Origin of the sequence: Clostridium beijerinckii HUN142 (assembly GCF_000621745.1) — a bacterium.
In the GTDB taxonomy this organism is placed as follows: domain Bacteria; phylum Bacillota; class Clostridia; order Clostridiales; family Clostridiaceae; genus Clostridium; species Clostridium beijerinckii_A.
In genome coordinates this window covers 25,644-37,912 of record NZ_JHXK01000022.1, presented here as the reverse complement: position 1 = coordinate 37,912, position 12,269 = coordinate 25,644, and the positions used below count along the sequence as shown (strand labels likewise).

The window sequence follows — 12,269 nt, the reverse complement described above, 5'->3', positions numbered from 1 at the left end:
AAAATTAAATTTCACAAGTCTTTGTAATAAAAAGCGTTAACTCTTTAAGTAAATCGACTTCATAAGGTTCAGATAGCAAACTTCCTGTTTCGTTATATAACACCTTTATTACTGGGCGCATTGGCATTGAGTTGTTTTGCTTTACAACTAATCCTTTTTCATTTGAATTTAGAATAACCCCACTTCCTGTAGGAAAAGCTGCTATATTCATAGTAAATTTCCTCACTATTTCTTCATCAAAATAAATATTGCTCATACCTATTAGATATTCGATTGCTTCATACACAGTTTTTCGTTCATTTGCTCCTCTACCGGATATCATATTATCAAACGTATCACAAATTGATACAATTTTTGCTAATTGATTTATTTCATCTCCTTTTAGATGCAAAGGATATCCACTTCCATCATTTCTCTCATGATGCATTAAAACAGCCACTTTAACATATGCGTTCCAAACATGTTGATCTCCTAGAAAATCGTATCCAATCTTAGGATGCATTAATTCCAAATATTTATTGTATTCATTTTCATCTTTAAATTCAGACGAAATTTTTTTATCATTCATAATTCTTATTTTACCAATATCATGTAAAAGTGCACCTGCAGCTATGTCTTTTAATCTTGACATACTGTATCCCATGTGAGTCCCTATTATTGTAGCTAATACGCATACATTTACAGAATGAGAATATATATTAGTGTCGCTAGCACTTATTTCTGCAACATTTATTAAAACATTCTTATTGGATAATATATCCTCAATGACTGAGTTAACAGAATTCATAACGCTGTTATTATCAGTTTTTCCTTCACGGCAATATCCATCTATCATTTTTTTTACTGCAAGCTTACTCATTTGCCGTGTCTTATCAGAAATACTTTCTTCAATATTAAGATTTTTTGATATATCATCATCAATATATACCGAATAAATACCAAGTTCCTTAATTTTTTCGATATAATAAGGCTTCAGCTTTACTCCAACGCTAAGTAAAACTCTACCTGATTCATCAAAAATCTGTTTCCCTAGTATTTCGTCTCCCTTTAGGCTGGAAACACTAACAACTCTCATATGCACCTCCGAATGAAATAATTAACTATTGCTTGCTCATAAAAAACTTCTATAGAAAGCAAACACATATTAAAATCTATTTGGATTTTTACTAATTAGACTTATAAATCAAAAACTTACCCAAATAGGTATTCATATTTAAATATTAGCATAATCTTACACATTTGACTACATAAAAAATATCGATATTAATCGATTTAATGCCCATGAATACAAACTTCGTACATTCCAATCCTCAAAACGAGAACAAAATCGCAGGCGAATATATTTTCTTTTCTATTCTCTTTACAAGCCATAACTTTCTTAAAAAACTTTAATTAAGTATTTCAAAATACTTGGCTGAGCATAATACTTCTCAAACATTAAATTACAGCGTATAATCTGAGTATATAAAATAAAGGATGAAGATTGCATTGCATCCACATCCTTTAAAAATTTTTATTGTATTTTTCCACCTTCAACTACAAGGCTATCTTCAAATTCAGCACCATATACTGATTTTAATGTTTCATCATAAGCTTTGTGCACAAAGTTCTCTTTACCTAAGTTTTCAAGTTCAGTATTAATCCAATCTTTAAGCTCTGTATTACCTTTAGTAACAGCTGGAGCAATGGTATCTGTACTTCCAAGTGATGGTATACCCACAGAGAATCCAGGGTTATCTTTAGCCCATGCAATAACTTCTGTGTTATCACTTAATATAGCGTCACCACGTTTATCTTTTAGCGCTTGGAATATTTCTGAATATTGTTCATATTTTACTAGCTCAACGTCTGGATGATTTTTAGTCATATAAGTTTCAGCAGTTGTTCCCTTAGCTACAATAACCTTTTTACCTTTAAGTTGATCTTCTGAAGTAATTTTAGCGCCATCTGGTGAAACTACACCAAGTGATACTTTCATATAAGGATTTGCAAAATCAACTTTTTCTTTTCTCTCATCAGTAACAGTAAAGTTAGCCATAATTATATCAACTTTTTTAGATTCTAAATAAGAAACTCTACTTGCTGCATCAACTAAAACAAATTCAACTTTTGACTCATCTCCAAGTAAATCTTTAGCAAATCTCTTTGCAACATATACATCAAATCCTTGGTTTTTTCCTTCTGAGTCAACATATCCAAATGGAGCTTTATCACTAAATACACCAATCTTTATAGTTCCACGTTTTTTTATGTCTTCTAAAGAGCTAGACGCTGCTTTATTGGAATCACCTTTATTAGTTTCTGCTGAATTACCACAGCCAACAAAACTTCCAACTACTACAGTACTTAAAAGTAAAGCTGCTACTATTTTTTTTATGCTTTTCATATTTTGTCATCCCCCTATTAATAATTAAAATTGAAATATATTTAGAAAGTGCTTAGCACGTTCTGTCTTTGGATTTGTAAAGAATTCTTTTGGACCCGATTCTTCACATATTTTGCCCTCATCCATAAAGATTATCCTATCTGCCACTGATTGGGCAAATCCCATTTCATGTGTGACAATTACCATAGTCATGCCTTGCTTAGCTAAGCCTAATATAACATCTAGTACTTCCCTTACCATTTCTGGATCAAGAGATGCTGTTACTTCATCAAAAAGTATTATCTCAGGATTCATACATAATGCTCTAACTATAGCTATTCTTTGCTTTTGTCCCCCTGAAAGTTGACGTGGATATGAATCTTTCCTGTCAAGTAATCCAACCTTATTTAAGAGTTGTTCTGCTTGAGCAAGTGCCTCAGATTTCTCTCTTTTCTGAACCTTTAAAGGACCTAAAAGTATGTTTTCAATAACCGTCATATGAGGAAATAATTCATAGTTTTGAAAAACCATTCCTATTTTCTCGTGAATCTTTTGCCAATCGGCATTTTTATCTGTAAAACTTTGTTCCTTAAATTTAATATCTCCACCTTGAATTTTTTCTAGTCCATTGAGACATCTCAAAAAAGTACTTTTTCCACAGCCTGAAGGCCCTAAAATAACTAATACTTCTCCTTTATGAAGACTTAAGTCAATACCTTTTAATATTTCTTTTTCATCGTATTTTTTGTGAACATCCTGTATTTCAAGCAAGACAGGATTATTATTCTTATCCATGTATGTTCCTCCTAATTATTCCACTTTGATTCTAGTCTTTTCGATATTTTTGATAGTGGATAACATATTATAAAGTACAAGAAGAATATAAAACCATAAATCCAGAAAGAAGCAGTAGGAAATTGAAATCTTGAACTTTCAATAATCTGCTGACCCATCTTAACTACATCTATAACACCTATTAAAACTACAAGCGAAGTAGTTTTAATCATTCTAGTTGCTAAATTGATTGTTCCAGGTATCATTCTTCTTATAGCTTGAGGCATAAGTACATATCTATATATTTGATAATAATTTAAACCTAAAGCCTTCCCTGATTCAATCTGATGTTTTGGTAATGATTGAAGAGATCCTCTTACTATATCTCCCATTTCTGCTGCTCCCCAAAGACTGAATACAATAACAGAAACAACTTCTCCACTAAGGTTTATATTTAATGCTGTAGTAACCCCAAAGTAGAATACAAATAGCCAAACCAACGTTGGTATTATTCTAAAAGCTTCTAGGTAAACTCTGTTAATAAAAAGTATCGCCTTCGATTTTGTAGTCCTACTCAATCCTATAAGTATCCCTAATATAGATCCTATAATAATAGATATAAAAGCAATTTCTGCCGTTACAAACAGGCCTTCAAATAAACGCTTAATATTGTTTGCTTGAAAAATAACACTAATTGCCGAATTCTGCATATCGAACCTTCCTTTCTATCCAAGACATTAGAAATGATAAAGGTAGAATCATAATAAGATAAATCAAAACTAGCAATGATAATGATTCAAAAGTTCTATAGTACATTCCTATTAAATCTTTTGTTAAATTTGTGAGATCCATTATTGATATAGCTCCAAGCACAGAAGTTTCTTTCAATAAAAATATGCAATTTGCACTTATTGAAGGCATGCTTACTGAAAAAGCTTGTGGAATTATGACATATCTAATAAGTTGGCCCTTTGAAAGACCAATGCTTATGCCAGATTCAATTTGTGTTTTGCTTACAGCTTCAACTCCGCTTCTAAAAGCTTCAGCCATATAACTACCACCAAGAAATGCTAACCCAATTATAGCACAAGTAGCTTCACCCATTTTAAATCCTAATTTAGGCAAACCAAAATACAGAAAAAATATCTGTACAAGTAGTGGAGTATTTCTCGAAAGCTCAATATAAGCTTGTACGATTTTATCCAAAACTCTTACTTTAAAGTATAGTATTATTCCGCATAGTAATCCTATTACCAATGATAAAAGTATTCCTACAATAGCTAACTTTAATGTGAGCCATGCAGCTTTCTCATACAAAGGCAAATTAGTCACTACGAAATTCCAGTCAATATTCATTTATTTATCACCTTTTAATTCTTTTTTAATTCATACAATTCTTGTAGGAATACTTTTATACTAACAACTATTTCCTAGTTTGTCAATCTTATTAGTTTATATTATTAAATAGTTAATTAATATCAAATTATCTATACATTTTATCTTTTTACAAGTTATTTTATTAATAAAATACTAATAAAATAATTATTTTGTTACTATTTTATTAATTGATTTAGATTTATTTTCCCTTTTTTAAAATAAAAGAAGCGTTTCTAATATAGAAACACTTCTTTTATGCATTATAATGATTGAATATTTACTTTATAAAATTAAGTATCACTAGATTTCTAAATAAGCTTGTCTAAGTCCATCTCAATTAATTGCTTTCCGGATTTAATTATTAAAAATTATTCTTATCAATTATTTTAACACTTATTTAGATTAGTTAAACATTTTCATTCTTCTTTAATTATCGGATTTTCCAAATACCGTAACCTTAACAGTTTTTCTACCCCAATTATCACATTCACTATCGCTATCAAAATAAACATCAATCGAATTTCCTTTTATGGCACTTCCACTGTCCGCAGCTATTGCATATCCGTAACCTTCTATATATAAATATGTTCCAAAAGGAATTACGCTTGGATCGACCGCTACTGTACTTATCCCACTTGCATTTCTCTTTGCTATTTTTCCACTTGCTGTCACACTTCCCGTCCCCGCTGTGTACGCTGTTGTTGAGCAGATTATATCTTTATTTTGTGTCGCAGCCGCCTTAGCTAAATTAGCTGAAAAAGCAGTTCCAATACCTAAATAAATACTCAAAGCCACAAAAAAAACGATTGATTTTTTTGCAACTTTTATCCATTGATAACTTTTTGACATCAAATCTCTCCTTTTCAATTTCCAGAATACGTTTTTTATTATACCATAAATTTCATTAGTTGTTAAGTGTAAACGTATTAATTTTATGTCTTTTTTATTACTTTTTAAATTTTTTATATGTTTTTTTATTAAAATTAGTTTTTGTTTTACATAATAATTTTAATATTTTTTATTATATAAAGTATCTAAATCTAATAATTTATGTATATTTTACACAATAAAAAAAGGGCTATATTATGTCTCGCCCTTTTTTAGATGTTTTTATTAAGAATTTATTAATACTCTTTAAAATTATGTTCCACAAAAAGTTCGATACGAGCTAAAAGATTTTGGGGGCAATTTTTCATATGCAGATTGATTCTCAGCATAAGCATAAGGATTAGATAGCACATATAATAGTTTTTCCATAATTGTGTAATCACCTTTTTCAGCGGCTTCTAATGCTTCCTCAACTCTATAATTACGTGGTATCACAGAAGGATTTGAATTTTTCATTAACTTAATAGAAGACTCTTTAGATTCCTGCTGCCTATTTAACCTTGCATTCCATAATTCATACCATTGCTTGAATTCTTTAGTATTAAATAACTCCATATCATAACTTTTATCTAAAGTTAACGCACTAAATGTACTCGTATAATCTGCTTTATATTTATGCATAATACTTAGGAGATTTTCTATAAGATCTTCATCTTGAGACTCTTTGTTGAATATTCCAAGTTTGGATCTCATTCCTCTAAGCCAGTTATCGTGATATAAACCTGCAAACTTTGAAAGCTCATTTTGTGCAATTTCTACTGATTTTTCATGATTATTGTGGAGTAATGGCAATAAAGTTTCAGCGAATCTAACTAGATTCCATTTAGCTATAGGAGGCTGATTTTTATATGCATATCTTCCCTCCCTATCAATAGAACTAAATACTGTTTCTGGATCATATGTATCCATAAAAGCACAAGGTCCGTAATCTATAGTTTCTCCACTAATAGCCATGTTGTCAGTATTCATAACTCCATGAATAAAACCGACTAACTGCCATTTTGATATTAATGAAGCTTGCAGCTTAATAACTTCTTGAAGCAAGAAAATATAAGGATTCTCTAAATTTTCTCCATCAGAAAAATGACGTTTAATAGTATAATCAGCTAGAGCCTTAAGTTCCTCTATAGTTCCCCACTCTGCAGCATATTGAAAGGTGGCAACTCTAATATGGCTTGAAGCTACCCGAGTTAGAATTGCACCTGATAGCACGTTTTCTCGAATTACAGATTCCCCAGTTGTTACTACTGCCAGACTCCGAGTTGTAGGTATTCCAAGGCCGTGCATTGCTTCACTAATAATGTATTCGCGCAACATTGGTCCAAGTGCTGCTCTCCCATCACCGCCTCTAGAGTAAGGTGTTCTACCAGAACCTTTTAGCTGAATATCAAATCTTTCACCACTAGGCGTAATTTGTTCACCAAGTAATATAGCTCTTCCATCACCCAACATATTAAAATAGCCAAATTGATGTCCTGCATAAGCTTGGGCAATAGGCAAACTACCTTCTTCTATTTTATTTCCAGCAAATATTGCGACATTATCATTATCTTGAAGAAATTCTGTCTTCAGGCCTAATGATTCTGCAAGCGGCTGATTAAGAATAACTAATTCAGGAGCCGTTACTGGTGTTGGCTTTTGCTTGCTAAAAAGTGTTTTAGGCAAATCAGCATAAGTATTATCTAATTTCCATCCTGCTTCTGATTTTATTTTCATATCTTGCATTATATCTCTCCTTTCTTCTTTTGTTTTTTTATAGATATCCAACTCTAAAACTAAATTTATGTGGTAACTTACCGAAATCATAAATATTTTGTTCCAAAAAGCTATGAAAATATTGCTGAAGCTTCTAAGCAGCAGGTTGTATCCACTTTAGCATGCTCCCACTTTCCTAGGGAAGCTCGACTCATTACATTCGCTGAGGAAGTTCGAGAACCCAAAATAAAATTTTGGACTCTCACTTCACAAGCTAAAATGGAACAACCATTAGCAGAAACTCGACTCACATTCTTTTGCTGAGTAAGCGATTCTCACCAAATCAAAGATTTGGGTTCTCTGCTTAAGAACCTTTAACAGCTCATTTTCAAATGTTTTCTCCATATTATGACCCTTGTGGTTACAAATATATTCATGATTTCTAGTGAAGATACAAACTTGAAGTCTTAGCAATTTTGTAAAAATGTTCATATAATAAGCCTAATTCTTAAGTTGTTTATCTATATATAAGTAAAAACGATACATAACCAAAAGTATTTTTCTTAATTTCTATCATATTTACATAATTATAACCCTTTTTATTATCTGCTTATGTCCAATTATTATACTCTTTTAAATAATTGAACCAATAATACTTTTCACTTTACAAATAATTTCCGAATACTACTTTTGCAATATAAATTTAACTTATACTAATTATCCTAATAATTAATAAAGACAGTAAATCTAACTCAATAAATTTACTGTCTAATAGATATTTATATTATCAAAACTTATTTTTTATCATTTCGTATTTCAAATATTTTTATTATTTCTTATATTTATCTTGTTTAAATTGATGTTAAGATTGCGATATAAGACTTCCTGTTACAGAGAATGTTCCATATTTTGTATCAACAGATGCTGACAATAGATTACCATTTAAAATACCTTTAGCAGAATATTTTAACTTAGCCAATAGAATTTTTATTTCTCCAGAAAATTCAAAATTGTTTCCATGAATTCTTCCGTTATTGAATTTGCTTTTAAATCCCGTTCCATCAATTACACCTGTCAAAGATTCACCATTTATTATAAAAGTAATTCTACCTTGCTGACTACCAAATGGAGCATTTAACACAACATCATATATTTTTGTCAATTTAGCTGCACCCCTTTTTCTTATCTAGATTGTTTATTATATATTAGAATATGATAATTATTCATTAAATTCTTCTATATAATAATATAAATTTAAATTTAATTTTTAAATCAAATTTACAATGCAGTATTGCAGCTAATTATATAAGTATATTTTTCATGCAAAAATATTTTATAAATTTAAAAATTCATATTCTTTCATACAATTTTAGATGCCATGAACAGAAAAGTTGTTAATTATATACTCCTTTGAATATTTTAAATCAACTGGTAGATTTTTTAATAGGTAATATTCGTTAGATTAAATAAAGAATCTTATATGTGCTATAAGTTCAAAAAAACCTAATGGCTTTTTTTAATATCACTGAATATATATAGTTTAGAAGATAAAGTTAGAAACATAGACAAATTTTATATTGCTTTTACTATAGAGATTCAAGTTATATTATATTATAATTATTCTACAAATTCTTTATACTTTAAATGAACTATTGGTCCATTTTCTTCAAATTTATATTTTGTATTTTCAAGAGGTTGCCTTCCATAAGCTAAATTCATGCCAATAGAATAAAGAGCTTCAGCGAGATCGCTTGGTTCTACTACAACAGTTCCTGACATAAAACCCTTTTTTATAAAATCTTTAGCGGCAGGCATCCCGTCAATACCTACAACTGGGATTGTCTTCGACTTACCTCCTTTGTTATATCCATATTTTTGCAAAGCTTCAACTGCCCCTATTGCCATAGCATCGTTAGTTGAAACTATTGCTTCAATTTTATCACCATATTTAAGAAATAACGATTCTACAGCACCTCTAGCACAATCTTCCACCCATTCACAAGATGGAGATGCAAGTTCTTCTGTTTTTATTCCGGCATCATTAATTGCTAAAATGGAATATTTTGTTCTCAATGATGTTAACGGACTTCCAATTCTACCTTTTAGCATTATATATTGCAACACATCATCATGATTTTTATCTATTGCTATCTTATTAGATTTCCATTCATTAACAAGAATATTTCCTTCCATTGTACCTGATTGTTCAAAATCTGCACCGACAACAACAAAACGTTTATATGGCCTAACAAAATTTATTATATCTTGTACTGGATCAGGATTTAAAATTATAGGAATGTTTTTTTCCATTACTTTGCGCAAAGTACTTTCTACATCATTTAAATTAGAGGATATTATACTTATAATAAAAAGATTAAAATCTTGTGAAAGAGCTTTTTCAATGCTTTCATTTTGTTTACTCTGATTGTCATTAGCATCGAAAAACGTAAACTTGACTTTGCCTTCATTTTCTTTTTCAATACGTTCCAAATTTTGCTTAAGAAGAGAAATATACATGGCACTGGAATTATCAAAAAATACAGCTATTTTAACTGGCGTGTTTTTGCTTAAATTGGGGATAGCATATACATTCTTTGTTGAAGTATCTAGTGATGTAATTATTAATAAAGCTAAAATTATAAATATTATTATTTTTTTTAAAACACTCATTACGATCCTCCATATTTTTTCTCAAAGTATAATAGTCAATTTTATCATGTGTTTTAATATAAAAAATATTCTCATTTTAAAGTGATTAGATTATAATTACACAAAATTAAAAAGTGTAACACCAAAATATATTTTTTAGTGCTACACTTTTTAAATTCTAGAAACTTATAATCGCCGTTTATTATACTTCAGTTCTAGGAATTCCTCTTACAGGTTTATGTCTTTTCCTATTTTTTGCTGGCATAGATGTATTTGTCGTATTTGATGAATCATTTTCATTATTATTTGTAATAAATTTATAGTTTGTCATTTTTTCTCACCTCATTTTTTAGTTTATACCTTTTCTAATTTTTATATTCATGATCAAAAATGAAATGCTGTCTAAATAATATTATTAGAAATATATATCAGAAAATTCAACATTAATAGCATTTGTTAGCCTATTGTCATATCCCTGGAATATCTTACTCTCTTCGTTAATTATCTCTTCTTTAATAGGTAATGTTATAGTAAATTTACTTCCAACCCCAACCGCACTATCTACTTCTATTTTCCCTTCTAATATGATAACTAACATTTTTACAATAGCTAGTCCAATACCGCTGCCTTCTGCTAACCTTGAAAGATTATTTTCGACTTGTCCAAATCTATGGAATATCACCTTATGTTTTTCCTTTGGTATTCCAACGCCCGTATCTATCACAGATATATCTACTGTTTTCTTTTTCTTATTTTCTTTCAGATCAACAGTTATTGAACCGCCTTCAGGTGTGAATTTTATAGCGTTTGATAATAAATTTAAAATAACACGTTCATATTTTTCATCATCTATTGAAATATTTTTATTTTCAACATTAGTTTTAAAACAAAGGCTAATTCTCTTTTGATCCGCATAAATTTTTATTGATTCTGTAATTAATTTTGTTAGAAATACAATATCTACATATTTAAAGTTTAATTTGAACTGATCTGATTTTAATTTTGTAATATCTAGCAAATTATTTACAAGTCTTAATTGTCTAAATGTATTACGTTTTATACTTTTGATAAGTTTATTCACAGATTCAGGAATTTCATTAATGTAAGCATGCTCGATCAATTGTATTGCTGAATAAATAACATTTATTGGCGTTTTAAATTCATGTGTAATTAAAGTTATAAAATCATCCTTCATGGCCAAATCTTTTTCAAGAAGCTCTCTTTGCCTTTTTTCTGATTCATACAACAATTCTTTTTGCTCACTTATCTTTCGATTTTGTCTTCTTAGTAATAGTTCACGCTCTATTGCATCCACTACAGTTGTTAATGTCATTAAAAAAAATGGATTATGAAGTATAACAGCAGTCATGATACATATACTTCCCAGTAAATTACCGTCATCTGAATAATGGAATGGAACTCCATAACATGCACTGTCTTGAAAACATTTATGATAGTGATTGCTACCTATTAATTGTATTGGGTGATTTTGCTTAAGCGTTAAATTAACTACATTTGTACCCATTTCATCTTCTCGAAATTGTATACCTGTTTTTACTCCAAATTGAGACATTGTTTCCCTAAGAGATTTATCCCCAAGAACATCTAGCAAATACCCATCTTCATCCGTAATTGTTATCAACACAGGTGTTCCTTCTAGTAATTTTATCATTTTATTACTAAAAAATTTAACGACTTCTAGAATTTCATCATACATATCTTTTTTCTGACCTAATTCTAATTCAGACAGAACGTTTTCAGGCATTTTAGGCTTATTAGAATCTAACCCTAATTCGATACATTTCTTTTTTGACTCTATAATATAACTTGCTTCTTGTTCGCATTCGCGTTGAAACATAGATTGATACCTCCCTAAAAAGAAAATCAGTAATCCTAATTATTTCAAATACCATCTCACTATCTACAAATTTAAAGATATTCATAAGTTCTAATAATTCATATCTTCGTAAAAATATCATAACTAGATATGATATTTTTAGAAATAAGTATTTAAGTTCCATTAAGAATATTTTTTATGAAATATATAAATAAATGTCTTTTCATAAAAAAATAACTAGACAAGATATAATAACTAAAACAAGTTTTTTACCTATTTATTAATTTTAAAAAACTTTATATACTAGTAATATTAAATATGTATTAGTATTATTAAAATAGAAACTTATCTTTAATTAAATAGTATTTTGATTATAAAGAAATAAAATTCTACGAATTACAACAAATATATAATAAATAAAAGAAATTAATATACATACATGTATATTAATTCACTTTTTTACACAATTTTCTTATACAATTATAACACTAACTTCTTCTAATCGGAATAATAATTTTACCAAAATAGAAAGTATAGTAATTTTATTTTCATTTAATATTTTTATTTCGGAATATTTCAGACTGTCTTTTATCTATCAAAATTATAAAAAGTACAGCATTAAATTTAAATCTAGTGCTGTACTCAAACTATAATATCAATAATCTATACTACATATGTTGCAAT

The 12,269-nt window shown here is 29.1% G+C and carries 11 protein-coding genes; all 11 read right to left on the bottom strand.

What is annotated here, in order from left to right; all coding sequences use genetic code 11:
- Positions 1-4 precede the first annotated feature (4 nt).
- Entirely contained in the window at positions 5-1,075 is a 1,071-nt protein-coding gene (locus T483_RS0112075; RefSeq protein WP_026887083.1) for an HD-GYP domain-containing protein, read from the bottom strand.
- 438 nt (positions 1,076-1,513) lie between these two features.
- Positions 1,514-2,386, bottom strand: a complete 873-nt coding sequence (locus tag T483_RS0112070) for a cysteine ABC transporter substrate-binding protein (protein ID WP_026887082.1) — start codon at positions 2,384-2,386, stop codon at positions 1,514-1,516.
- A gap of 24 nt (positions 2,387-2,410) precedes the next feature.
- On the bottom strand, positions 2,411-3,160 hold the full coding sequence (locus T483_RS0112065; protein ID WP_017211656.1) for an amino acid ABC transporter ATP-binding protein: 750 nt from the start codon (positions 3,158-3,160) through the stop codon (positions 2,411-2,413).
- Between the two features lie 11 nt (positions 3,161-3,171).
- The gene (locus tag T483_RS0112060) at positions 3,172-3,849 is read right to left on the bottom strand and encodes an amino acid ABC transporter permease (RefSeq protein ID WP_026887081.1); all 678 of its coding nucleotides are present in this window, start codon (positions 3,847-3,849) and stop codon (positions 3,172-3,174) included.
- Positions 3,830-4,495 carry an amino acid ABC transporter permease gene (locus T483_RS0112055; RefSeq protein ID WP_012058721.1) on the bottom strand — a complete coding sequence of 222 codons (666 nt, stop codon included), beginning with the start codon at positions 4,493-4,495 and terminating at the stop codon, positions 3,830-3,832. The genes T483_RS0112060 and T483_RS0112055 overlap by 20 nt, the downstream gene beginning before the upstream one ends.
- 447 nt (positions 4,496-4,942) lie before the next feature.
- Complete coding sequence (locus tag T483_RS0112050) at positions 4,943-5,365, bottom strand: 3D domain-containing protein (protein WP_026887080.1); 423 nt, start codon at positions 5,363-5,365, stop codon at positions 4,943-4,945.
- A gap of 291 nt (positions 5,366-5,656) precedes the next feature.
- Positions 5,657-7,129: a protein adenylyltransferase SelO gene (locus T483_RS0112045; RefSeq protein WP_026887079.1), complete on the bottom strand. Its 1,473-nt coding sequence runs from the start codon at positions 7,127-7,129 to the stop codon at positions 5,657-5,659.
- 832 nt (positions 7,130-7,961) lie between these two features.
- The gene (locus tag T483_RS0112040; protein ID WP_026887078.1) at positions 7,962-8,261 is read right to left on the bottom strand and encodes a hypothetical protein; all 300 of its coding nucleotides are present in this window, start codon (positions 8,259-8,261) and stop codon (positions 7,962-7,964) included.
- Between the two features lie 455 nt (positions 8,262-8,716).
- The gene (locus tag T483_RS0112035; protein WP_026887077.1) at positions 8,717-9,769 is read right to left on the bottom strand and encodes a galactose ABC transporter substrate-binding protein; all 1,053 of its coding nucleotides are present in this window, start codon (positions 9,767-9,769) and stop codon (positions 8,717-8,719) included.
- A gap of 181 nt (positions 9,770-9,950) precedes the next feature.
- Positions 9,951-10,079 carry a hypothetical protein gene (locus tag T483_RS32465; RefSeq protein ID WP_278247431.1) on the bottom strand — a complete coding sequence of 43 codons (129 nt, stop codon included), beginning with the start codon at positions 10,077-10,079 and terminating at the stop codon, positions 9,951-9,953.
- A gap of 84 nt (positions 10,080-10,163) precedes the next feature.
- Positions 10,164-11,606, bottom strand: coding sequence for an ATP-binding protein (locus T483_RS0112025; RefSeq protein ID WP_026887076.1), 1,443 nt, complete (start codon positions 11,604-11,606; stop codon positions 10,164-10,166).
- Positions 11,607-12,269 lie beyond the last annotated feature (663 nt).